This window comes from Sphingomonas sp. PWP1-2 (assembly GCF_049898305.1).
GTDB lineage: Bacteria > Pseudomonadota > Alphaproteobacteria > Sphingomonadales > Sphingomonadaceae > Sphingomonas > Sphingomonas glacialis.
Genome location: NZ_JAFCXM010000003.1, coordinates 205,208 through 227,599, shown reverse-complemented (window position 1 = coordinate 227,599; position 22,392 = coordinate 205,208). Strand labels below are relative to the sequence as shown.

The following is a 22,392-nucleotide window of genomic DNA, read 5'->3' as shown; positions in this document are numbered from 1 at the left end:
ACGCATCGAATTGACCTTAACGGTGCGCGGGCATGCCGATCGATCCCTGGTTCCTGATTGCGATCGCGTGCAGCGTGGCCGGCTATGGCCTGTACTTGGTCGGGCTGCGTCGGCACCTCGTCCAGCCCAACCGCGCCTCCTGGCTGATCTGGAGCGCCGCCACCACCGTCGAGGCCGCCACCTACGCCGCGGTCAACCCGAACGCGCTCCCCGGCTGGGTGTTCGCGCTGTCGGCTCTCGCATGCGCCGCGGTGACGATCGGGATCTGGCGCCGCTCGGTGTGGAGCGCGCCGTCGCGCGGCGAGCTGTTCTGCACCGGCACTTGCCTTGCCGCGCTGACGCTGTGGATCGTCTCGCACAATGCCTTCTGGGCACATATGCTCGTGGTGGTCGCGGTGCCGGTGAGCTTCTGGCCGACTTGGCAAAGCGTGCTGCAGGACCGCACGCGCGAACGCTCGCCTGCCTGGGGCCTGTGGTCGATCGGCGACCTTGCGACGCTGCTCGTCGCGACACGCAGCGGCGACCAGCATGTCGGCGAATATGCCTATATCCTCGTCGAATCGCTGTGCCACGCGAGCGTGTGGTTCATGGTCGGCCTGGCGACGATCAACCCGCTGCGCTCGCTCGGCTTCCGGCAGGGCCGCTTCTACGTGCTTGACGCGTACGGCCCCGCCGCCAATCTGTTCGCGGTCGGTGAGACGCATCTCGGCAAGGCGGTCTATGCCGCGCAGGGCTTTGCCGAGGGCGATGCGATCATCCGCTTCACCGGCCGCCGCTTCCGCGCCGACCAGGTGCCCAGCCTGATGCGCGGATCGAGCGATCGCTTCGTCCAGGTGACGCCGCAGCATTTCATGGGGCCATCGGGCAAGATCGACGATCTCATCAACCATAGCTGCGACCCCAATGCCGGCCTGCGCTTCGCCGGCGGCAGCGTGACGCTGGTCGCGGTGCGCGACATCGCAGCGGGCGAGGAGATCGCGTGGGACTATTCGACGACGCTCGCCGAATCGAACTGGCACATGATCTGCCAGTGCCGCAGCGCCGACTGCCGTCGCGTCATCGGCAATTTCTCGACGCTGTCGCAGGAGCGTCAGGAGTGGTTTCGCGCGCGCAATCTCGTCGCGCCGTATTTGCGCCGCCGCGACGCGGTGGCACGCGACCGGGCGGCGTAGCGCAGCCCTACGCCCCTAGCATCGTGCGGATCCGCTCGACCAGCGCCTCCATCGCGAACGGCTTGGCGAGCAGCGCCATCCCCGGCTCGAGCGCGCCGTCGCCGACGACCGCATTCTCGGCAAAGCCCGTGATGAACAGCACCGGCAGCGTCGGCCGCGCGACCCGCGCCGCATCGGCGACTTGCCGGCCGTTGAGGCCGCCGGGCAGCCCGACATCGGTCACCAGCAAATCGATCCGCTCGGCCGAACGCAGCAGCTCGAGCGCCGCCGCGCCGGTCTCGGCCTCGAGCGCGACATAGCCGAGCTCGCCGAGCACTTCGCTCACCAGCATCCGCACGCTCGGCTCGTCATCGACGACGAGCACGGTCTCGCCGCGCCGCGCGGCGCCGAGCGTGGGCCCCGCCTGCGCAGGCGCGCCGTCACCGACCGCGCCGTCATGCCGTGGCAGATACAGGCAGATCGTCGTCCCTTCGCCGAGCGTTGAGTGGATCTGGATCTGCCCACCCGATTGCCGGACGAAGCCGTAGATCATCGACAGGCCGAGCCCCGTCCCCTGCCCGATCGGCTTGGTCGTGAAGAACGGATCGAACGCGCGGCCGATGACGTCGGCACTCATCCCCGTCCCCGAATCGGCGACGCACACTACGAGATATGCGCCGGGCGGGAGGTCGCGCACTGCCGCCGCGGACGGATCGAAAGTCTCGTTATGCGCCGTGATCCGCACCGTACCCCCAGCCGGGCTCGCATCGCGCGCATTGATACACAGGTTGAGCAGCGCATTCTCGAGCTGGTTGGCGTCGGCCAGCACTGGCCAGCTTTTGGGCTGCGCGGCGATCTCGAGCGTGATCGACGGGCCGAGCGTGCCACGGACGAGATCCTCCATCCCGGCGATCAGCTGCGGGACATCGACCGGGCGCGGATCGAGCGGCTGGCGGCGCGAGAAAGCGAGCAACCGGTGCGTCAACGCCGCCGCGCGCACCGCGCCGGCCTGCGCCGCAGCGATATAGCGCGGCAAGTCCTCGGTGCGCCCCTGCGTCACCCGCAGCTGCATCAGCTCTAGCGCGCCCGAAATGCCCGTCAGCAGATTGTTGAAGTCATGCGCGAGCCCCCCGGTGAGCTGGCCAACCGCTTCCATCTTCTGTGCTTGGCGCAATCGCTCCTCGAGCTCGCGCTGGCGGCTGACATCGACGCCGACGCCGACGACGGTCTCCCGTCCGCCAGCCGCGTCGTGCTGGACATGGTTGCGCGCCATCACCCAGCGCACGCTGCCATCGGGCAGCCGCAGGCGATATTCGTGCGCGCCGTCCTGTCCGGTCTTGCGCGCAAGCTCGACGGCGGCCGTCAGAATCGCTTGGTCATCGGGATGGACCCGCGCCGCGACATCGGCGAGCGAGACCCCCGTTTCCAATTGCTCGGGGGTAAACCCGTACAGCTCGGCAAAGCCGATTTCGCCATCGAACCGGTCGCGCGCGACGTCATAGGTCCAGACCCCGATGCCCTCCATCGCGTTGAGCACGATCCGCGTCCGGGCATCGGCAGCCCGCAACGCGGCCTGCTGGCGCCGCTCCTCGGTAATATCGCGCGCGTTGGTGTAGAGCCGGTCGCCGACCAGCGTCGTCTGCCAGGCAAAAATACGATAGCCGCCGTCGCGCGTGCGTAGCCGCCGTTCGAGCCGATGCGTCGTTCCGGCCGCCGCGATCTGCGCGATCTCGGCCGAGCTGCCGCCTTCGTCGTCGGGATGTCGCAGCCACCGGCTGTCGCGCCCGACGATCTCCTCGTTCGACCAGCCGAGCGAGCGCTCCCACGCCGGATTAACCGCTATCCAGGACCCGTCCTGCTCGGCAATGCCAAGCAGATCGGTGCTGAACTCCCACAATTGATCGCGCTCCGCAGTTCGCGCCGCGACCTTGCGCGCAAGGTCGGCGTTGAGCGCGCGTAACTCGGTCACCGCGCGGATCCGCGCGACCGCGTCCCAGCTCAGCTCGGCGACCTCCTCGACCAAGGCGATCTCGCCACGCGTCCACGCGCGCGGCTCGGCGTGGCTGACATAGAGCGCACCTTGCAATGCGCCGCCACGCACCAGCGGAACGCTCAGCCCGGCCTTGGTCCCAATCGCGCCGAGGACGGCCGGCGGTGGCGCGGCCGGATCGTCGGGAGCGTTGAATACCAGCGTGTTGCCGCGTTGCACGGTCTTGCCGATGATCTTGCCGAACACCGCCGAAGGCGTCGTGCCCGTCAGCGGCGGCAAGCGTCCGCTGACCCAGCATGCTCCGTAGATCAGCAGATCCTCGGGCGTGACCTCGAAAAATCCGACCCGGTCGACCTCGAGGAACCGCCCCAACGCCTCGGCCGTGCGCTGCATGACGTCATCCGGGCTTGGCTGGATGCGCTGTTCCTCGACGAGGGTCAGGATGAAATCGCGCTCGCGCTTCGCCGCGCGCAAGGCATTGTCGGTCTCGACATAGTCGGTCACCTCGAGGCCTTGGTTGAACAGGCCGACGACCGTGCCGTTCTCGTCCTGGATCGGCGAAATGTTATAGGTCCAATAGGTGAGCGTCGGTACCCCGTCGCGCAGCATCGTCACTGGCTGTGACGAGAAGGTCGCGCCTTCGCCGGTCTCGAACGCCCGCCGGAAGTGCGGCTCGATCATCGACCACAATTCAGGCCGCGTCTCCGCCACCGGACGCGCGAGCTTCGACGCGTCGGGCCCGGCCATGCCGGTCCACGCAGCATTGAAGATCAGCCAGAAGTCCGCCCCCCAATAGACCGCGCTCGGGAAGCGCGCGCGCAGGCACAGGCTGACACTCAGCTTGAGCGTGGCGGGCCAATCCTCGGGGGGGCCGAGCGGATGCCCGCTCCAGTCGTGGGTGCGCAACAGCGTCGCGATCGGCCCCGCACCGTCGAGAAAGCGCAGCTTTGCCGAGATCGATTCCACATTTGACCTCGGGACGAGATCGGGTACGGGATGTTCAACGGCCATAGGCTCAGATCTCGCACATGGGCACGGCAGCGCCGGACGGCGGCGACCAAAGCGTGCGAGCTCATGGCAAGGCTGTCAACACGGCACGATACGGCCGAAAAAATTAAGCAATATTAGCGTGCCTCACAGTGCGCCAAGATCGATCTCGCCAAACCGATCGACCGCGGCATTGGCCTCGGGCATCGGATATTTGAGGCCCGTCGCGCAGTTGAACAGGACGACGCGCTCGTCCTCATCGACTTCGCCGCTGCGCAGCGCCGCGCGATAGGCGGCGAGCGTCGCGCCGCCCTCGGGACAGAGCAGCAAACCGTCCTTTTTCGCGCAATCCTCGACCGCCTTGAGGATCGCGGGATCGCCGACGCCGAGCGCCTTGCCACCGCTTTCACGGACGGCGCGCAGGATCAGGAAATCGCCGACCGCCTTGGGGACGCGGATCCCGGCGGCGACGGTCGCGGCGTCTTCCCAGCGTTCGGCATGTTCCTCGCCCGCCTCGAACGCGCGGACGATCGGCGCGCAGCCGCTTGCCTGGATAGCATACATGCGCGGGCGCTCGGAGCCGATCCAGCCGAGCTTTTCGAGCTCGTCGAACGCCTTCCACATGCCGATCAACCCGGTGCCGCCGCCAGTCGGGTAGAAGATCGCATCGGGGAGCTTCCAGCCGAATTGCGCGGCGAGCTCGAGCCCCATCGTTTTCTTGCCCTCGATCCGGTAGGGCTCCTTCAGGGTCGAGAAATCGAACCAGCGCCCCTCGGCGGCGCCGCGCCCGACGATCGCGCCGCAATCATCGATCTGGCCGTTGACGCGGTACACGCGCGCGCCCTGCGCGGCGATCTCGCGGATATTGATCTCTGGCGTTTCCTCGGGCGCCAGCACGATTGTCTCGATCCCGCAGCGCGTCGCATAGGCGGCGAGCGCGGCACCGGCATTGCCGTTGGTCGGCATCGCGATCCGGGTGACGCCCAGCTCCTTCGCCATCGCCACCGCCATCACGAGCCCGCGCGCCTTGAAGCTGCCCGTCGGCAAGCGGCCTTCGTCCTTGACCAGCACGTTCGCGCTGCCCACGCTTTTCGGGATTGGCACGAGCGGCGTCTCGATCTCGCCGAGGCTGACGATGTTCTCTGTCCGCCGCACGGGCAGCAGCTCGCGCCAACGCCACAGATCGGTCTGGCGCGATTCGAGCGTCGCCTTGGGAAGCGCGGCTTTGACCGCGTCGAGATCGTAGCGGACGAGCAGCGGGCGCCCGACGCGCGACAGGCCGTGGAGCTGATCGGCCTCGTAGCGCTCGCCCGTCATCGAGCATTCGAGATGCGTGACGAAGGTCGAGCGGTCGGCGGTAAGGTTCGAATTGATCACCACTTGCCCCCTGCAACTTCGATTGCCTTTAGCAGCGCGCGCTTGCTTTCGGTGCGGCGGTTGCCGGCGTTGCGCGGCATGTCCGGGTAGCCAGCCGCGGCGCGGCGTCGCTCGATCTCCGCAACGAATGCGTCAAGCGGGATTGGGCCTTTAGATCGCAGATCGATACTCATCTTCAATCCTTTATACCGACCGATGGGTCGCTTGCGCTGTCATACGGGTAACAACCGTGTGAAGTGCTGCTGGCAAATCGTCCAACGCCGTCGCAGATTCGGACATCGCATAATACCGACCGACATCAAAACCAACGCCTACGGCGCCTAGAAGGATCTGTTCGTCGGCTTCGATACCGCGAATAACCGATTGAAGATGGCGCTCTAAATATCCCGTCCCATTATGCGTCAACGTGGCATCGTCCACCGGTGCTCCGTCTGAAACAACGATCAAAGCGCGTCGAAGAGATGCATCGCCTTCAACACGCCTGAGCGCCCACGCAAGCGCCTCGCCGTCCACGTTTTCGCGGAGCAGATCAGGATGCAACATGGCCTCCCAGTCTTCCTGCTCCAGCTTTTCATTGAATTCCTGATATGTCACGTGCAGCAGCGCGCAGAGTCGCCCGGGGCGCCCCGGCTGGTCGCTGAACAGCCACTTTTGCCGCGCCTTGCCGCCATGCCAGCCGACGGTGGAAAACCCCAGCACGGAGGTGCGGGCACCCCGCTCTAGAAGACGTTTGACCTCTAACGACAGCGCAGCGGCTACATGGGCGATCGGCTCGTCGCGCATCGACCCGGATTGATCGACCAGAAAACAAATCGCCCAGTCGTCGAGGCGGTCTTCCTGCTCTGTGGAAGGCCAGGATTGCTCGTACGCTGCCGCAATGTCTTGCGCCGTTGCAACCTTCCTCCGCCATACTGACGGATCGTTAAGGGTCCATCCCTTTCCGTTGAGAAAGGGATCCGCGGACAAGACCGACGGCACATCGCGCGCGCGCAGCGCGAGATCGAACTCCTTCGTGTAGACGCTGTACGGCTGCTCAGGCCGATCTGGCGCGCAATCGTGTCGGCGGCGTTTTCGTCGGGACCAAGCCACCGCAAGGTAAAGAAAAAACACCGCAATGGCGACGCTGGCCAGGTCTTGGGCCACGCGCCACCCCTCGCTCACCCCGCCTTCGCCACGCCCACCAACGCCGGCCGCAGCAAGCGATCCTTGATCATGTACCCGGCCTGCATCTCCTGCACGACGGTGCCCGGCGTCTCATCGCTCGGCAATTCGAACATCGCCTGGTGGAAATTGGGGTCGAGCTTCTCGCCGATCGCCACCATCTTCTTGATGCCGTGGCGCTGGAACACCGCCTCGAGCTCGCGGCCCGTCGCTTCGAGGCCCGCGACGAGGCCCTTCATCTTCTCGTCGGCGCGTAGCTCGGCCGGGATCGCGTCGAGGCCGCGGGTGAGATTGTCGGCGACCGACAGCAGGTCGCGCGCGAAGTTGGTCGAGGCGTAGGCGCGTGCGTCGGCGGTTTCCTTCTCGGCGCGGCGGCGGACGTTCTGCGCCTCGGCGTGCGCGTAGAGCACGGCGGCCTTCGACTCGGCGAGTTCGGCGCGCAGCTTGGCGGTCTCGTCATGCTCGGCAACCTCGGGCGCCGCTGCGGCGGTCTCTTCGCGCAGCTCGGCCGCGTCGTTCGCCACGGTGTTTTCGTCTTCGGTCATGTCGTCCCTAGTCCATTCAAGCCATCAGCCGCGCGAGTGTCGCGGCGGTATAATCCACCATGGGCACGACGCGCGCATAGTTCAACCGCGTCGGGCCAATCACACCGACCACGCCGACCACGCGACCGTCCAATCCGCGGAACGGTTTGGCGATCACCGACGAGCCCGACAGCGAGAACAATTTGGTCTCCGCGCCGATGAAGATCCGCGTCGCATCGCCCGCGCTGGCGTTGTCGAGCAGGCGCGCGATGTCCTGCTTGCCCTCGAGATCATCGAGCAGGAAGCGCACGCGCTCGAGATCGGCGGCGGCGGCATCGTCGATCAGCCGCGCCTGGCCGCGCACGATCAGCACCGGGCGGCGCTCGCCATCCTCGCTCCAGATCGCGAGGCCGCGTTCGATCAGCGCGCGCGCGGCGCCGTCGAGCTCGGCGCGTTCGGCGAGCAGCTCGCGCTCAATCTTCGCGCGCGCCTCGAACAGCGTCAGGCCGCCGAGCATCGCGCTCATATAATTGCCCGCCTCGATCAAAGCCGAGACCGGCAGGCCGGGCGGCAGATCGATCACGCGGTTCTCGATCGAGCCGTCTTCGCCGACTAGCACCGCGAGCGCCTTGTCGGACGACAAGGGCACGAAGCTCATCTGGCGCAGCACGAGTTCGCGCTTGGCGACCATCACCATCCCGGCACACGCCGACAGGCCCGACAGCGCCGCAGTGGTGGCGGCGATCGCTTCCTCGACGGGGCCCGTCTGGACGAGCTGGCGCTCGATCGCGGCGCGCTCCTCGAGCGAGGGTTCGAGCGCCTGCATCATCCCGTCGACGAAGAGGCGCAGACCGATCTCTGTGGGCATCCGCCCCGCGCTGGTATGGGGGGCTGCGAGCAGGCCGAGTTCTTCGAGATCCTGCATCACGTTGCGGATCGAGGCCGGCGACAGGTTCAACCCGGACAGGTGCGCGATCGTGCGCGACCCGATCGGCGCGCCGGTATCGAGATAGCTCTGCACGACGACGCGGAAGACGTCGCGGGCGCGGTCGTTGAGCTCGGTGATCGGGGGCAGCCGCATTAGACCTATATGGGGCGGTGCGGCGCGGGGCTCAACCGGTTGCGTGTTGCGACCGACGGTGCGTTGGTTGACTCGATTGACCCCCGGAGCGAAAACGACCGACGATATCGTTTCCATTTTTGCGATGATCGACGTTCGTCTCCGACCCTTCGCCGGACGCGAGCGGTTACTGGACAGCCGACTATATCAAAGAGCCGACACGGACATACCATAAGCACGCCGTGTAGGACAGCGCCCGCCCATCACCCCAGCGCACGCTGGGGTCTCCCCGTTTTCGCGCGCCCGCGCGCCCGCGGGAGATCCCAGCTTTCGCTGGGATGACGAGCGTGGTGCGCGGGCGGGTATGACGCGATAGCGGGGTGGCCGATGACGGATGCCCAACCATGCGCCGCCCACACCCCCCGCGTCACCCCAGCGCACGCTGGGGTCTCCCCGTTTCTGCGCCCCCGCGCGCCGCGGGAGATCCCAGCCTTCGCTGGGATGACGACGGTGGGCAGTGACGGTCGGCGCGCGGGCTAGCGGTCGCGATCTTCGCGATCCGGATCGCGCGTCACGGTCCATTCCTGTTCGAACAGCGCCGAATCCGCCACCTTGCGCCCGCTCGCATCGCGCGCCGGGCGGAAACGGACATGCTGGAGCGCGAGCGCGCAGGTCGCGGCATCGAGCGCGCGGTTGCCGCTCGAGCGGACGATCCGGCAATCGCTGAGCCGACCGTTCACCCCGATCGTCGCGCGATACGTCACCATGCCGGCGGCCTGTGATTCATACACGTCGCGCGGCAGATCGCGGTAGCGCAGCGCGTTGCTGATGAGCTCGGCATCGGTCCCGCCGCCGCCGCCATCGCCGTCGCCGCTATCGCCGCTGCCGGTGCCATTGCCCTGCCCGCCGCTTCCAGTTCCCGGGCCGGCGATCGAGGCGGAGCCGGTCGAACGCTCGGCGCCGATGCCGGCGATCGGCGCGACCACCACCGGCGGCGGCTGGCGCAGCACGATCGGCGGCGGCGGCGCGACCAATTCGGTCGCCTTCGCCTTGAGGTTGGGCGGCGATGCTGCGGCCTCCTTGCGCTTCTCGGCTTTTTTGGGCGCGGGCACCGGATCGGGCTTGGGCGGGGGCGAATCGGGCAGGACCGAGATCACCTTGAGATCCTCGACGACGCGGCGCTGGAAATCGACGCCGAGCCCCATCACCAGCCCATAGCCGATCAGGCCGACGAGCACCGCCGCGCCGCCCGCGCCGATGATCCGGTCCTGTCGTGAAGCTGGTGCGTAGCCGGTCATGTCTTTGCGTCGTCCTTGGCCCCGAATGTGGGCATCCGCCGCCCCCAGCCAAGGGGTGACACCCGCCCAACGCACAGCTAGGGCGACTCGATCATTTCCAGGAGACTCCCCATGCGCCCCAGCGGCCGCACCCCCGACCAGATGCGCACGATCACGATCGAGCCGCGCTTCACCAAACATGCCGAAGGGTCGGTGCTGATCGGCTTCGGCGACACCAAGGTGCTGGTCACGGCGTCGATCGAGGAGAAGGTCCCGCCGTTCCTGCGCGGCAAGGGCGAAGGCTGGGTGACGGCCGAATACGGCATGCTCCCGCGCGCCACGCACACGCGCGGCAGCCGCGAGGCCGCCAAGGGCAAGCAGTCGGGCCGCACGCAGGAAATCCAGCGGCTGATCGGCCGTTCGCTGCGCGCCGTGACCGATCTCAAGCTGCTCGGCGAGCGCCAGATCGTGCTCGATTGCGACGTGATCCAGGCCGATGGCGGCACGCGCACCGCATCGATCTCTGGCGCATGGGTCGCGCTGCGGCTCGCGATCGACGGGCTGATGGCGAGCGGCAAGCTCACCGCCGACCCGCTGACGCAGAAGGTCGCGGCGATCAGCTGCGGGATCTTCAAGGGCACGCCGGTGCTCGACCTCGACTATGACGAGGATTCGAACGCCGACGCCGACGCCAACTTCGTGCTGCTCGAAAACGGCAACATCGCCGAAGTCCAGGCGACCGCCGAGGGCGCGACCTATGACGAGGAGGCGCTGCTCCGCTTGCTGCGTCTCGCGCGGATCGGCTGCACCGACATTTTCGCCGCACAAGCCAAGGCGGTCGCAAAATGACGCAAGAGGTCGCGCCGCAGGCCATTCGCAAGCTCAGCCCGGGCAAGCTCGTCATCGCCAGCCACAATGCCGGCAAGGTGCGCGAGATCGGCGCCTTGCTCGCCGAGCACGGCATCGAGGCGATCTCGGCGGCCGACCTCGATCTCCCCGAGCCCGAGGAGACCGGCACCACGTTCGTCGCCAATGCCGAACTGAAGGCATTGCAGGCGGCGGACCTGTCGGGCCTCCCCGCGCTCGCCGATGACAGCGGGCTGTGCGTCGAGGCGCTGAACGGCGACCCCGGGGTATATACTGCGAATTGGGCAGAGACGCCGAACGGGCGCGACTGGACGCTCGCGATGACCAAGGTCGAGCAGGCGCTCGCGACCAAGGGGCCCGACGCGAGCCGCGCCGCGCACTTCGTCTGCGTGCTCGCGCTGGCGTGGCCCGATGGGCATGTGCAATGGTTCGAAGGCCGTGCCGAGGGCACGCTGACCTGGCCGCCGCGCGGCGATGTCGGGTTCGGTTATGATCCGGTGTTCGTGCCTGCGGGTGGCGACCAGACCTATGCCGAGATGGACCCGGCGCAGAAGCACGCGATCAGCCACCGGGCGGATGCGTTCGCGCAGCTTATTGCGGCGGTGGTGTAAGCCTCCACCTCATCCCACGCATCTGTTCCCCGGCGAAGGCCGGGGCCCAGGTGCGATGGCTTCAACAGGCGCGCGTTGCGCCCGCCTCGGCCTGCGCCACGCCTGGTCCCCGGCCTTCGCCGGGGAACGGAAGCCGGGGACGACACAGGCGTAAGCGCCCTTAGTCCGCCACGCGCCGCCCGACGACATTCCCCGGCGGCGAATAGCGGCACACCAGATAGTCGTCGCGCGCGCTGCTCGCGAGCGCGCAGCCGACCGCGCTGGTCCGCCGCCAGATGATCTGCGTGTAATGCGCGACATCCTGCCAGCGCCCCGTCGTGCTGATGTCGGGCACGACGCCTGCCCGGTAGCCGCGTCGCTCGTCGACCCACAGCTGCACCATCTCGTCATAGCGATACGCGCCGCGCGACCCCATGAAGAGGTTCTCGCCCTCGGGGATGCGCCCGCGCAGGCCGGTCGAATGCTTGAAGTCGCGTGTTTCGGCGAGCACCGCGGCATAGCGCGCGGCATCGTCGGCAAGTTCGGCGTTCCACGCCAGCGGCGGCGCGCCGACCGCAGCGCGCGCACGATTGTGCCCGTCGAGCATCGCGCGCTGCAGCAGCGATTCGCCGCGCGCAGCGGACGCCTCGCTCAGTCGTGGCTCGGTGACGCGCGGCGGTTCGTCCGGGTCGGACGCGGCGCATCCTGTCAGTCCCGCCACCAAGGCCAGCGCCAGCCAGTGAACGCGCATCTTTCGTAATCTCCTCGAAACGCCCATAGGCTCCGGTTGATGAATGCCCCCGAAACGCCCCTGCTAACGCCGCCGCTCGCGCTTTATGTCCATTGGCCGTTCTGCGTGTCGAAATGCCCCTATTGCGATTTCAACAGCCATGTCCGCGAGAGCGTCGACCAGGCGGCGTGGCGCGACGCGCTGCTTGCCGACCTGGCGTATGAGGCGGCGGCGCTGCCCGGACGGCGGCTCGGCTCGATCTTCTTCGGCGGCGGCACGCCCTCGCTGATGCCGCCCGCGACGGTCGCCGCGATCATCGATGCGGCAACGACGTATTGGCCGCCCGAGCCCGATATCGAGATCACGCTCGAGGCCAATCCCTCCTCGGTCGAGGCGGCGCGTTTCGCCGATATCGCGCGCGCCGGGGTCAACCGCGTGTCGCTCGGGTTGCAGGCGCTCGACGACGAAGCCTTGGTGTTCCTCGGCCGGGCGCACGGCGTCGACGAAGGCCTCGCCGCGCTCGCGACCGCGCAGGCGGCGTTTGCGCGCGTCAGCTTCGACCTGATTTATGCGCGGCCGGGCCAGACGCTTGCCGCCTGGGATGCCGAGCTCACCCGCGCGCTGTCGTTCGGGACCGAGCATCTCTCGCTCTACCAGCTGACGATCGAACCCGGCACGCGCTTTGCGACCGAGGCGGCGGCGGGGCGGATCGTCATTCCCGATGGCGATTCCGCGGCCGACCTGTTCGAGGCGACGCGCGCGGCGACCGCGGCGGCGGGGCTGCCGGCGTATGAGATTTCGAACCATGCGCGGCTGGGGGCGGAGAGCCGCCACAACCTCGTTTACTGGCGCTACCGCGATTATGCCGGGGTCGGTCCGGGGGCGCACGGGCGACGCGGTGGCCTCGCGACGGCGCGGCACAAGAAGCCCGAGAACTGGATTGGCGCGGTCGCGCGCAACGGGCACGGCGCGCAGATCGAACAGCCGCTGGTGCCGGGCGAGCGCTCGACCGAAGCGTTGCTGATGGGGTTGCGGTTGCGCGAAGGTGTCGATCTCGCACGGATCGCGGGGCTGGGCGAGACGACGGTCGAGGCGCTGATCGACTGGACGGCGGCGGCGCGGCTCGAAACGCAGGGCTTGGTTGCACGCTCTGGCGACCATCTGCGCGTCACCGAGGCGGGGATGCTCCTGCTCGATGCGATCCTGCCATTGATCGTCCTAAGCCCCTCCCCTTCAGGGGAGGGGCTTTAGAAGGTTAGAACCCGCTCGGCGCGGGCGATACCGTCACCGTCGTTCCGCTGTGGATCTCCTGCACTTCGAGCGCACGCTCGGCGACATTGTCGCGGCCGAAGCGGAATGCGCCGTCGATCCCTGAAAAACCGCCACGATCCTTGAGCCGGTCCTCGGGGAACGCGCTCCCCATCGGCCAGTCGCGCATGATGCGGATCGTCAGCAGCACCGAATCATAGCCGAGGCTCGACAGCCGGAACGGCGCCGCGCCGAAGCGGGCGCGGTATTTTGCGGCATATTGGCGGTACAGCCCGTCCGAGACGCTCGCGAACCACGCGCCCTCGAGCGTTGGCTTGCTCGCGATCGAACTTTCCGAATTCCACAATTCGGTGCCGAGGATGCGCGCGCCGCCCATGCCGTTGCGCCGCAGCACGGGGACACCCGCCGCCGCCGCAGAGCCGCCATCGGCGATCAGGATCGCCTGATACGGGGCGCTCTTGGCCATCCGCGTGATCGCCGCGGTCATCGAGCCCGGCGCGCGATCATAGGTCTGCAGCGCGCCGACGCGGCCGCCGGCCGATTCGACCGCACGCAGGAACGCGGTCGAGGCGCGTTCGCCGTACACGCCGTTGGGGACGAGGCCGCCGAAGCTCGCCACGCCCTGGTCGTGCGCATATTTGACGACGCGGATGATCGACTGCGCGGGGACATAGCCCATCAGATACGCGCCGTTGCCCGCCGCGGTGGCATCGTTCGAGAAGCTCACCACGGGAACGCCCGCGCGCCGCGCGATCGGCGTCACGGCGCGGACGTCGTCGGCGAGCAAGGGGCCGAGAATCAGCTGGTTGCCATCGGCGAGCGCGCGCTGCGCGGCCTGCGCGGCACCGGCGGCGGTGTCGTAGCTGGTGATGCGGACGCGCTCGTTGCGCGAATCGAGCAGGGCCATCTGCGTTGCGTTGGCCAGACTCTGCCCGACGCCGGCATTCGCGCCCGAGAGCGGCACGAGCAAGGCGACGCGGTGGCGCTGCGTATCGGTCGGGATGCCCGGCTCGACCGCAGGCTGCTGGCTCTGCGACGGGCGCTCCGCCGGGGGGCGCCGCGATGGGCCGGGCCCGGGCACGACCGTCTGGCAGCCCGCGAGCAGCACCGCGCCGACCAACGCTGCCCCGCGCAAAAGCCGCTTAAACCCGATGGGACGTTGCGCGCCCATATCCCGCTCTGCCATGACCACTCCCGATGAACCCTGATCTTTCCCCCGGCCTCTACATCGTTGCCACCCCGATCGGCAATCTCGGCGATCTCACGCCGCGTGCGGCGCATATCCTCAGCCACGCCGCGATCATCGCGGTCGAGGACAGCCGGGTGACGGGCAAGCTGTTGAACCATATCGGCGTCAAGCGGCCGATGACGCCGTATCACGACCACAATGCCGAGGATGTCCGCCCCGGCCTGATCGCCCGCATGGGGACCGAAGCGGTGGCGCTGGTGTCCGATGCGGGGACGCCGCTGATCTCCGACCCCGGCTACAAGCTGGTGCGCGATGCGCGCGCGGCGGGGCATACGGTGTGGACGATTCCGGGGCCGTGTGCGGCGGTAGCGGCGCTGACGCTTGCCGGGTTGCCGACCGATCGCTTCCTGTTCCTCGGCTTCCTGCCGTCAAAGGCGCAGGCGCGCGCGGCGGCGATCGCTGAAGTGGCGGCGGTGCGCGCGACGCTGGTGCTGTATGAATCGGGCCCGCGGCTCGGCGTGATGCTGGCGGCGCTCGCCGAAGGGCTGGGGGATCGCGAAGCGGCGGTGACGCGCGAGATCACCAAGCATTTCGAGGAAGCGGTGACGGGGACGTTGTCTGAGCTTGCCGCGCGCTATGCCGATGCGCCGCCCAAGGGCGAGATCGTCGTCGTGGTGGCAGGCCCCGGCGCGCCCGAAGCAGCGAGCGCGGCGGATGCCGACAGCGCGCTCGCCGAGGCGCTGACTCGGCTGTCGACCGGGCAGGCGGCGAGCGAAGTCGCCAAGGCGCTGGGGTTGGATCGCAAGACGCTCTACGCGCGGGCGCTGGAGTTGAAGGCGTAGTGGCTCCTACTCCCCTCCCGCTTGCGGGAGGGGTTGGGGGAGGGCATGTTCAGGCGTGCCGCGCGACATCCCCTCCCCTGGCCCCTCCCGCAAGCGGGAAGGGAATGCGAAGCGGCAAGCGGCCGAAGCCTCCGGTCGGCGCGGCGAGCGCTTGGCCGGCTGGTGGCTGCGCCTCAAGGGCTGGCAAATCCTCGCGCGGCGCGTGCGCACGCCCGCTGGCGAAGTCGATCTGATCGCGCGCAAGGACAAGCTGGTCGCCTTTGTCGAAGTGAAAATGCGCGCCACCGCCGCCGAACTCGACTTCGCGATCGACGAGCGCCGCCTCGCCCGCGTCGCCGCCGCCGCCGAATATCTGATGCCGACCTATGCCGCGCCGGGCGACGACATCCGTGTCGATGTCATCCTGCTCGCGCCGGGCACGCAGCCGCGCCACATCGAGAATGCGTGGATCGGGTGACATCGCAGGCTCGGCACCTTAGATGCGCTTTACCCCAACCGTCATGCCAGCGCAGGCTGGCATCTCGCGGTTGACGCGCAGCGCCCGCGCCACAGAGACCCCAGCCTCCGCTGGGGTGACGGCAAGCGGCAGGAGTCGAACATGTCCCTCACTGTCGCCGTCCAGATGGATCCGATCGCGCATATCAACATCGCGGGTGATTCGACCTTCGCGCTGATGCTCGCCGCGCAGCAGCGCGGGCACAAACTGTTCCACTACAATGCCGAAGACCTGAACTATGCGAACGGCCGCGTCTGGACCAAGGCCGATCCCGTCACCGTGCAGCGCGTCGTCGGCGATCATTACAGTTTCGGCGAACCCGTCAGCCTCGATCTCGGCGACGAGGCCGACGTCGTGCTGATGCGGCAGGACCCGCCGTTCGACCTCGGCTATATCACCGCGACGCACCTGCTCGAGCGGATCGCGCACAAGACGCTGGTGGTCAACGACCCCGCCTCGGTCCGCAACGCGCCCGAAAAGGTGTTCGTGCTCGATTACCCGCAGTTCATGCCGCCGACGCTCGTCACGCGCAGCCTCGACGAGGCGCGTGCCTTCCTCGCGCAGCACGGCGAGATCGTGATCAAGCCGCTGCACGGCAATGGCGGCAAGGCGATCTTCAAGGTCGGATCGGACGGCGCGAACCTGTCGGCACTGATCGAGGTGTTCAACACGATGTGGCGCGAGCCGCACATGGTGCAGGCGTTCCTTCCGGCGGTCGCCAAGGGTGACAAGCGGATCGTACTGATCGACGGAGAGGTTGCCGGCGCGATCAACCGGCTGCCCGGCGAGGGCGAGATCCGCTCGAACCTCGCGGTCGGCGGGTCGGCGGTGAAGACCGAGTTGACGGACAAGGAGCGCGAGATCTGTGCGGTGCTCGGGCCGGAACTCAAGAAGCGCGGGCTGCTGTTCGTCGGGATCGACGTGATCGGCGGCGCATGGCTGACCGAGATCAACGTCACATCGCCGACCGGGATCGTCGCGATCGAGCGGTTCGACGGGACCGATGTGGCGGGGCTGATCTGGGACGCGATCGAGCGGAATGTTGCAGCGCGTGGGTGATTCGCCCTTCTTCCCCCCTCCCGCTTGCGAGTTCGGGGTCGACCGCGCCCCGCGCGGTCGAGGATGTGGCGGGGCCACATCCGACCCCGAACTGGGCTGGGGGTGGGCTCGCGCTATGCGCCGATGCTGATCGTGAGAGCGCGCGCCCACCCCCGCCCCCTCCCGCACGCGGGAGGGGAGAAGAAGACGTGACCGACTTCATCGTCAACCTCACGGCGTGGGGCGGCTATTTCGGCATCTTCGTGCTGATGGTGCTCGAGAACGTCTTCCCGCCGATCCCGTCCGAAGTGATCATGGGCCTGGGCGGGATCGCGGTCGCGCGCGGGCAGATGACGCTCGTCCCGCTGATCGTCGCGGGCACCGTCGGAACCGTCGTCGGCAATTATTTCTGGTACGCGATCGGCTACCGGCTCGGCTACCACCGGCTGCGGCCGTTCGTCGATCGTTACGGCCGCTGGCTGACGCTCGACTGGCAGCATGTCGTCGCGCTCGAGGCCTTCTTCCTGTCGCGCGGGCAGTGGGTGGTGTTCGTGTTTCGCTTCATGCCCGCGTTCCGCACGATGGTGTCGCTGCCCGCCGGGATGGCGCGGATGTCGCACCTGCGCTTCCTGCTGTGGACTGCGGCGGGCTCGGCGATCTGGAATACCGGGCTGGCGGTTGCGGGCTATTATCTCGGCGCGAATTTCCGCGAGCTCGATCGGTTTATCGGGCCTGCCGCGATCGCGCTGACAGTGGCGATCGTGGTTGGCTATCTGTGGCGGCTGCTGCGCTGGAGGCCACGCGCCTAAGACTTGGCCGCGCGCCCTCCCCCACCGTCACCCCGGGCTTGTCCCGGGGTCCACCGGGATACGCGCCCTGCCCGCGAGGCTCGCGCGGAGCGGTGGACCCCGGCACGAGGCCGGGGTGATGAAAAAGCGCCTAAGCCCGCGGATGCGCGTTGCGGTAGACGTCGAGCAGATGCGCCGCGTCGACTTGCGTATAGATTTGCGTCGAACTGAGGCTCGCATGGCCGAGCAGCTCTTGCAGCGCGCGCAGATCGGCGCCGCGCCCGAGCAGGTGCGTCGCGAACGAATGCCGCAGCGCGTGCGGCGTCGTGCGATCGGGCAGCCCGAGCCGCACCCGCGCGCCTTGCACCGCGCGCCGCACCAGCCGCGGCGACAGCGGCCCGCCCTTCGCGCCGCGGAAGATCGGCGCGTCGCGCGCGGTGCCGTACGGGCTGAGCGCGACATACGCCTCGACCGCCGCGCGCACTTGCGGGAGCAACGGGACAATCCGCGTCTTGTCGCGCTTGCCCGTCACGACGAGCGTCGCGCCGAGCGGGAGCACCGCGCCGGTCAGCGACAACGCCTCGGCAACGCGCAAGCCCGCGCCGTACAGCAGCAGCAGGACCGCGAGGTCGCGCGCGCCGATCCACGGTTCGCTGGCATCGTCGGCGACATCGTCGGCGAGCGCGACGGCTTCGTCGGGCGAGACCGGGCGCGGCACGCCTTTCTTGACGCGCGGTCCCTTGAGCCGCGGCGTGGTGCCCTCGCCCGTCGCGAAGGCGAGGAAGCCGCGCACCGCCGACAGTTCGCGCGCAGCCGACGCGTTGGTCAGCCCGTCGCTGCGGCGCTGGGCGAGGAAGGCGCGCAGATCGGCGGTGTCGGTCCGGGCGAGCGACGCGCGGTCGACGGCTTCGCCCCAATGCTGGGTGAGGAAGCCGCACAGCCGCGTCGCGGTCGCCTCATAGGCGCGCACGGTATGCACCGAACGCCGCCGGTCGCGCGCGAGGTGCTCGGCGTAGAGGCGGGGGAGGTCTGACATTGGGGCGGGGGTGTAGCGGACCTCACCCACCGCCGTCACCCCGGCCTCGTGCCGGGGTCTACCCAGTCGCGGGCGCGACGCCGCTTATCCTGCAGCAACCTCGCGGCGTGGTGGACCCCGGCACAAGGCCGGGGTGACGAACCGGTTGGAAACACTCGCCCCCTTTGCACCCGCCCCCTCGACCCGCCATATGCGCATCATGTCCCGCGCCCGCGTCCTCGTCCTCAACTCAGCGCTCGGCCCGCTCGATTACCGCGTGCCGCACGGCATGAGCGTCGAGCCGGGCTCGGTGGTCGTCGCGCCGCTCGGCCCGCGGCAGTTGCTTGGCGTGGTGTGGGAGCCCGAGCGGATGCCATCCGACGCCGAAGTCGGCGACAACCGGCTGCGCAACCTCGTCGGCGTCGCGCCGGTGCCCCCGCTTGCCGCGCCGCTGCGGCGGCTGATCGAATGGACCGCAGACTATTATCTCGCCTCGCCGGCAGCGGTGGTGCGGATGGCCTTGTCGTCGACCTCGGCGCTCGAGGGCAGCAAGACGATCACCGAATATCGCGCGACCGGAGACGTGCCTGCGCGGCTCACGCCGCAGCGCGAACAGGCGCTCGAGAAGATCGGCAGCTTCCAGGGCCTGATCCGCGAGCTCGCCGCGCTTGGCGAGGTGTCCGACGCGGTGATCCGCGGGCTGGTCAAGGTCGGTGCGCTCGAGGCGGTCGAGGTCGATATCGACAGCCCCTTCCCCGCCCCCGATCCCGATTTCGCGGCGCCCGCGCTCTCGCCCGACCAGCGCGCCGCCTCCGGCACGCTCGTCGCCGACGTCACCGCGCGTGCGTTCGCACCGACCTTGCTCGACGGCGTCACCGGCTCGGGCAAGACCGAGGTCTATTTCGAAGCGGTCGCCGCCGCGATCCGCGAGAACCGCCAGTGCCTCGTGTTGCTTCCCGAAATCGCGCTGACCGAGCCCTTCCTCAAGCGCTTCGCCGCGCGCTTCGGCGTCCAGCCGGTGGCGTGGCATTCGGGCTTGCGCCAGTCGCAGCGGCGGCGCGCGTGGCGCGGCATCGCCAGCGGGCAAGCGCTCGTCACCGTCGGCGCGCGCTCGGCGCTGTTCCTGCCCTATGCCAATCTCGGGCTGATCGTCGTCGACGAAGCGCACGAGACGAGCTTCAAGCAGGAAGAGGGCGTGCATTATCACGCGCGCGACGTCGCGGTGATGCGCGGCAAGTTCGAGGAGATCCCGGTGATCCTCGCCTCGGCCACCCCGGCGATCGAGACGCGCCAGCAAGTCGCGCTCGGCCGCTATGCCGAGGTCAAGCTGCCCGGCCGCTGGGGCGCCGCCGAGATGCCCGCGATCGAGGCGATCGACTTGATCGCCGAACCGCCCGAACGCGGCCGCTGGATCGCGCCGCGGCTGGTGAAAGCGATGGAGGAGACGCTGGAGCGGCGCGAACAGTCGCTGCTCTTCCTCAACCGCCGTGGTTACGCGCCGCTCACGCTGTGCCGCACCTGCGGCCACCGCTTCCAATGCCCCAATTGCACCGCGTGGATGGTCGAGCACCGCCTCGTCCGCAGGCTCGCGTGCCACCATTGCGGCCATACCGAGCCAGTCCCGAAGATCTGCCCCGAATGCCATAACGAGGACACGCTCGCCGCGGTCGGCCCGGGGGTCGAGCGGATCGCCGACGAAGTGACCGAACTGTTCCCCACCGCCAAGATCGCGGTGGTCACCTCGGACACGATGTGGTCGCCCGCCAAGGCCGCCGAGTTCGTGGCACGGATGGAGGCGCACGACATCGACATCGTCGTCGGCACGCAGCTGGTGACGAAGGGCTACCACTTCCCCAACCTCACGCTGGTCGGGGTGATCGACGCCGATCTCGGGCTCGACGGCGGCGATCTGCGCGCGAGCGAGCGCACCTTCCAGCAGATCTGCCAGGTCGCCGGCCGCGCCGGGCGCGGCGCCAAGCCGGGGCACGTCTATATCCAGACGCATAGCCCCGATGCGGCGGTGATGAAGGCGCTCGTCTCGGGCGATACGGAGGCGTTCTACAGCGCCGAGACCGAGCATCGCCGCGAGGCCAATGCGCCGCCGTTCGGGCGTTTCGCCGGGATCGTCGTGTCGAGCGAGGACCAGCAGGCGGCGCTCGAAACCGCGCGGCTGATCGGCCGCGCCGCGCCGCAGCTCGAGGCGATGGAAGTCTACGGACCCGCCCCCGCCCCGCTCGCGATGCTGCGCGGGCGGCATCGCTTCCGGCTGCTGATCCACGCCAAGCGCGGGCTGGCGGTGCAGGACGTCGTGCGCGACTGGCTCGGCGGGCTCGACTGGCCGAGCAAGGTGCGCGTCGTCGTGGATGTCGATCCGTACAGCTTCGTATGACCTAGCTTGCCGTGCCAGCACCCGGCCGATACGCTGGTCGGCGACATTTGGCGGGGGCTGAAACATGGTACGGAAATGGGTATGTGTGGCGCTGTTGGCAGCCACGTCGAGCGCTGCCGGCGCGACGTGGCGGACGGCCACTTCGACCAATTTCATCGTCTATACCGAGGGGAGCGAAACGAGCGCGCGCGCGCTGGCGGAGCGGCTCGAAAAGTATGAGAACGTGCTGCGGGTCATCTCCGGCGCCAAGACGACCCCGAATACGACTCCGATCCGAGTCTTCATGGTACCCAGCCAGACTGCGGTGCAAGACACGATGCCGTTCCCCAGCAGCGGCGTCGCAGGCTATTATGACGACGACATTCGCGGATCGTACACCGTCATGCCGCGCGCCGGGATCGAAGGGGATGACGGCTCGTTCGCGCAGGTCGTGCTGTTCCACGAACTGGCGCACCAGTTCATGTTCCACAACTTTTCGGGCGCCTACCCGACTTGGTATATCGAGGGCTTTGCCGACTATTACGGCACGACCAAGATCGGCGCAAAGGATGTAACGACGGTCGGAATCCCGCTCGAGAACCGCTACAAGTCGCTGAACGACAACGCCTGGATACCCATCTCGCAAGTCCTCTCGGCCCGCCGGTACAGCGATGTGACCAACGTCTATCTGCTTTATGCCGAGGGCTGGCTGCTCGTGCACTATCTCTCGACGACGCAGAAGCGGCCCGGCCAGCTGACCGCCTATCTCAAGGCGATCAACGACGGCAGCAGCTTCGAGGCCGCGGCGACCAAGGCGTTCGGCAATGTTGCGGCGCTCGATGCGGAATTGCGCGACTATGCGGCGGTGCGAAACCACCAGGTGCTCGATCTGCCGTTCAAGAAGCTCGATCCCGGCCCGGTCACGGTTCAGACCCTGAGCCCCGCGCAAAGCGCGCTCGTCCCCTTCCAGATCCGGCTGAGCGCGGGTGTCCCCGCTGCCAATTTCGCCGATTTCGAACAGCGACTCGGCAGCGTCGTGGCCTCCTATCCCGATGATCCGTCGGCGCTCGCGGTGCTAAGCGATGCGCAAATGCTCGTCCAGCATCACGATGCGGCGCGCGCCACCGTCGCGCATTGGCTGAAGGTCGCGCCGCAGGATCCGCGCGCGCTGATGTTCCAGGGAATGCTCGATGTGGAGGGACTGCGTGTCGCCAAGGTCACCGATCCGGCACGCTGGACCGCCGCACGCCAGTCGATCCTCGCCGCCAACCGGCTTGCGCCGCACACGCCCCGCATCCTCAAGGCCTATTATGAGAGCTTTACCGCACAAGGCGTGCTGCCGCCTGCGGGGGCGCAGAACGGCTTGCTCGCCGCCTTCGACACGATGCCGGAGAACGCCGAGCTGCGGCGGATGGTCGCGTCCGATTTCGAAGCCCGCGACATGCTCGACGATGCCATCGATACGATCCGGCCGCTGGCCTTCAGGACACGCGCGAGCGGCGAACAGAGCGCCAAGGACAAGGCGCGCGACGACAAGATGTCGGTGAAATACCGGCTCGCCGGCGCGGGGGCCAAGGAAGAGACCGCGCGCGAGATGCTCGAGCGGCTCGAGAAGCGCCGCGCGGGGGGTGCCACGGCAGCTCAACCGGCGGGAAGCTGACGCACGCCGAGAC

General features: G+C 68.3%; 20 protein-coding genes. 10 read left to right on the top strand and 10 right to left on the bottom strand.

The window, feature by feature from the left end:
• The first annotated feature begins 32 nt into the window (after positions 1-32).
• Positions 33-1,172, top strand: a complete 1,140-nt coding sequence (locus tag ACP7C5_RS09490; RefSeq protein WP_426264051.1) for an SET domain-containing protein — start codon at positions 33-35, stop codon at positions 1,170-1,172.
• A 7-nt stretch (positions 1,173-1,179) separates the two neighbouring features.
• Here ACP7C5_RS09490 and ACP7C5_RS09485 read toward each other — a convergent pair whose 3' ends face one another.
• From ACP7C5_RS09485 to ACP7C5_RS09455, 7 genes are all read right to left on the bottom strand, one after another.
• Complete coding sequence (locus tag ACP7C5_RS09485; RefSeq protein WP_426264050.1) at positions 1,180-4,107, bottom strand: PAS domain-containing protein; 2,928 nt, start codon at positions 4,105-4,107, stop codon at positions 1,180-1,182.
• A 168-nt stretch (positions 4,108-4,275) separates the two neighbouring features.
• Positions 4,276-5,502: a threonine synthase gene (locus ACP7C5_RS09480; protein ID WP_426264275.1), complete on the bottom strand. Its 1,227-nt coding sequence runs from the start codon at positions 5,500-5,502 to the stop codon at positions 4,276-4,278.
• Positions 5,502-5,678: a hypothetical protein gene (locus ACP7C5_RS09475; RefSeq protein ID WP_426264049.1), complete on the bottom strand. Its 177-nt coding sequence runs from the start codon at positions 5,676-5,678 to the stop codon at positions 5,502-5,504. Before ACP7C5_RS09475 ends, ACP7C5_RS09480 begins: the two co-directional genes overlap by 1 nt.
• Before the next feature lie 10 nt (positions 5,679-5,688).
• The gene (locus ACP7C5_RS09470) at positions 5,689-6,648 is read right to left on the bottom strand and encodes a cobaltochelatase CobT-related protein (protein WP_426264048.1); all 960 of its coding nucleotides are present in this window, start codon (positions 6,646-6,648) and stop codon (positions 5,689-5,691) included.
• A gap of 14 nt (positions 6,649-6,662) precedes the next feature.
• Positions 6,663-7,211: a nucleotide exchange factor GrpE gene (grpE, locus tag ACP7C5_RS09465; RefSeq protein WP_426264047.1), complete on the bottom strand. Its 549-nt coding sequence runs from the start codon at positions 7,209-7,211 to the stop codon at positions 6,663-6,665.
• A 16-nt stretch (positions 7,212-7,227) separates the two neighbouring features.
• Positions 7,228-8,271, bottom strand: a complete 1,044-nt coding sequence (gene hrcA, locus ACP7C5_RS09460) for a heat-inducible transcriptional repressor HrcA (protein ID WP_426264046.1) — start codon at positions 8,269-8,271, stop codon at positions 7,228-7,230.
• Positions 8,272-8,786: 515 nt separating this feature from the next.
• Complete coding sequence (locus ACP7C5_RS09455; RefSeq protein ID WP_426264045.1) at positions 8,787-9,548, bottom strand: energy transducer TonB; 762 nt, start codon at positions 9,546-9,548, stop codon at positions 8,787-8,789.
• Positions 9,549-9,659: 111 nt separating this feature from the next.
• Between ACP7C5_RS09455 and rph the strand changes: the two genes are divergently transcribed.
• Both rph and rdgB read left to right on the top strand, forming a co-directional pair.
• Positions 9,660-10,376, top strand: coding sequence for a ribonuclease PH (gene rph / locus ACP7C5_RS09450; protein WP_133186384.1), 717 nt, complete (start codon positions 9,660-9,662; stop codon positions 10,374-10,376).
• Positions 10,373-11,005 (top strand): RdgB/HAM1 family non-canonical purine NTP pyrophosphatase, encoded by a 633-nt coding sequence (rdgB, locus tag ACP7C5_RS09445; protein WP_322162504.1) that lies wholly within the window; start codon positions 10,373-10,375, stop codon positions 11,003-11,005. Before rph ends, rdgB begins: the two co-directional genes overlap by 4 nt.
• Positions 11,006-11,165: 160 nt before the next feature.
• Here the strand turns inward: rdgB and ACP7C5_RS09440 are convergent, their stop codons facing one another.
• On the bottom strand, positions 11,166-11,735 hold the full coding sequence (locus ACP7C5_RS09440) for a CAP domain-containing protein (protein ID WP_426264044.1): 570 nt from the start codon (positions 11,733-11,735) through the stop codon (positions 11,166-11,168).
• A gap of 39 nt (positions 11,736-11,774) precedes the next feature.
• Here ACP7C5_RS09440 and hemW point away from each other — a divergent pair, with 39 nt between their 5' ends.
• Positions 11,775-12,965, top strand: a complete 1,191-nt coding sequence (gene hemW, locus ACP7C5_RS09435; protein ID WP_426264043.1) for a radical SAM family heme chaperone HemW — start codon at positions 11,775-11,777, stop codon at positions 12,963-12,965.
• 4 nt (positions 12,966-12,969) lie between these two features.
• Here the strand turns inward: hemW and ACP7C5_RS09430 are convergent, their stop codons facing one another.
• Positions 12,970-14,169, bottom strand: coding sequence for a penicillin-binding protein activator (locus tag ACP7C5_RS09430; RefSeq protein ID WP_426264042.1), 1,200 nt, complete (start codon positions 14,167-14,169; stop codon positions 12,970-12,972).
• A gap of 11 nt (positions 14,170-14,180) precedes the next feature.
• Between ACP7C5_RS09430 and rsmI the strand changes: the two genes are divergently transcribed.
• The 4 genes from rsmI (at position 14,181) to ACP7C5_RS09410 (ending at position 17,357) form a co-directional block, all read left to right on the top strand.
• Complete coding sequence (rsmI, locus tag ACP7C5_RS09425; protein ID WP_189675856.1) at positions 14,181-15,014, top strand: 16S rRNA (cytidine(1402)-2'-O)-methyltransferase; 834 nt, start codon at positions 14,181-14,183, stop codon at positions 15,012-15,014.
• 151 nt (positions 15,015-15,165) lie between these two features.
• The gene (locus ACP7C5_RS09420) at positions 15,166-15,471 is read left to right on the top strand and encodes a YraN family protein (RefSeq protein WP_322162496.1); all 306 of its coding nucleotides are present in this window, start codon (positions 15,166-15,168) and stop codon (positions 15,469-15,471) included.
• Positions 15,472-15,612: 141 nt separating this feature from the next.
• A complete protein-coding gene (gene gshB, locus ACP7C5_RS09415; RefSeq protein ID WP_426264041.1) occupies positions 15,613-16,569 on the top strand; it encodes a glutathione synthase in 957 nt (318 codons plus the stop codon).
• A gap of 188 nt (positions 16,570-16,757) precedes the next feature.
• Positions 16,758-17,357, top strand: a complete 600-nt coding sequence (locus ACP7C5_RS09410) for a DedA family protein (protein WP_426264040.1) — start codon at positions 16,758-16,760, stop codon at positions 17,355-17,357.
• Positions 17,358-17,487: 130 nt separating this feature from the next.
• Here the strand turns inward: ACP7C5_RS09410 and ACP7C5_RS09405 are convergent, their stop codons facing one another.
• Entirely contained in the window at positions 17,488-18,372 is an 885-nt protein-coding gene (locus tag ACP7C5_RS09405; RefSeq protein WP_426264039.1) for a tyrosine recombinase XerC, read from the bottom strand.
• Positions 18,373-18,571: 199 nt separating this feature from the next.
• Between ACP7C5_RS09405 and ACP7C5_RS09400 the strand changes: the two genes are divergently transcribed.
• Positions 18,572-20,740: a primosomal protein N' gene (locus ACP7C5_RS09400; RefSeq protein ID WP_426264274.1), complete on the top strand. Its 2,169-nt coding sequence runs from the start codon at positions 18,572-18,574 to the stop codon at positions 20,738-20,740.
• A gap of 85 nt (positions 20,741-20,825) precedes the next feature.
• Positions 20,826-22,379, top strand: a complete 1,554-nt coding sequence (locus ACP7C5_RS09395; RefSeq protein WP_426264038.1) for a peptidase MA family metallohydrolase — start codon at positions 20,826-20,828, stop codon at positions 22,377-22,379.
• Positions 22,380-22,392: the final 13 nt, after the last annotated feature.

What these genes read in the sequence shown, in the direction of transcription:
- ACP7C5_RS09455 (WP_426264045.1), bottom strand. Translation starts at nt 9,548, where the DNA reads ATGACCGGCTACGCACCAGCTTCACGACAGGACCGGATCATCGGCGCG.
- hrcA (WP_426264046.1), bottom strand. Translation starts at nt 8,271, where the DNA reads ATGCGGCTGCCCCCGATCACCGAGCTCAACGACCGCGCCCGCGACGTC.
- rph (WP_133186384.1), top strand. Translation starts at nt 9,660, where the DNA reads ATGCGCCCCAGCGGCCGCACCCCCGACCAGATGCGCACGATCACGATC.
- ACP7C5_RS09405 (WP_426264039.1), bottom strand. Translation starts at nt 18,372, where the DNA reads ATGTCAGACCTCCCCCGCCTCTACGCCGAGCACCTCGCGCGCGACCGG.
- ACP7C5_RS09475 (WP_426264049.1), bottom strand. Translation starts at nt 5,678, where the DNA reads ATGAGTATCGATCTGCGATCTAAAGGCCCAATCCCGCTTGACGCATTC.
- ACP7C5_RS09440 (WP_426264044.1), bottom strand. Translation starts at nt 11,735, where the DNA reads ATGCGCGTTCACTGGCTGGCGCTGGCCTTGGTGGCGGGACTGACAGGA.
- hemW (WP_426264043.1), top strand. Translation starts at nt 11,775, where the DNA reads ATGAATGCCCCCGAAACGCCCCTGCTAACGCCGCCGCTCGCGCTTTAT.
- ACP7C5_RS09490 (WP_426264051.1), top strand. Translation starts at nt 33, where the DNA reads ATGCCGATCGATCCCTGGTTCCTGATTGCGATCGCGTGCAGCGTGGCC.
- rsmI (WP_189675856.1), top strand. Translation starts at nt 14,181, where the DNA reads ATGAACCCTGATCTTTCCCCCGGCCTCTACATCGTTGCCACCCCGATC.
- gshB (WP_426264041.1), top strand. Translation starts at nt 15,613, where the DNA reads ATGTCCCTCACTGTCGCCGTCCAGATGGATCCGATCGCGCATATCAAC.
- grpE (WP_426264047.1), bottom strand. Translation starts at nt 7,211, where the DNA reads ATGACCGAAGACGAAAACACCGTGGCGAACGACGCGGCCGAGCTGCGC.
- ACP7C5_RS09430 (WP_426264042.1), bottom strand. Translation starts at nt 14,169, where the DNA reads ATGGCAGAGCGGGATATGGGCGCGCAACGTCCCATCGGGTTTAAGCGG.
- rdgB (WP_322162504.1), top strand. Translation starts at nt 10,373, where the DNA reads ATGACGCAAGAGGTCGCGCCGCAGGCCATTCGCAAGCTCAGCCCGGGC.
- ACP7C5_RS09400 (WP_426264274.1), top strand. Translation starts at nt 18,572, where the DNA reads ATGTCCCGCGCCCGCGTCCTCGTCCTCAACTCAGCGCTCGGCCCGCTC.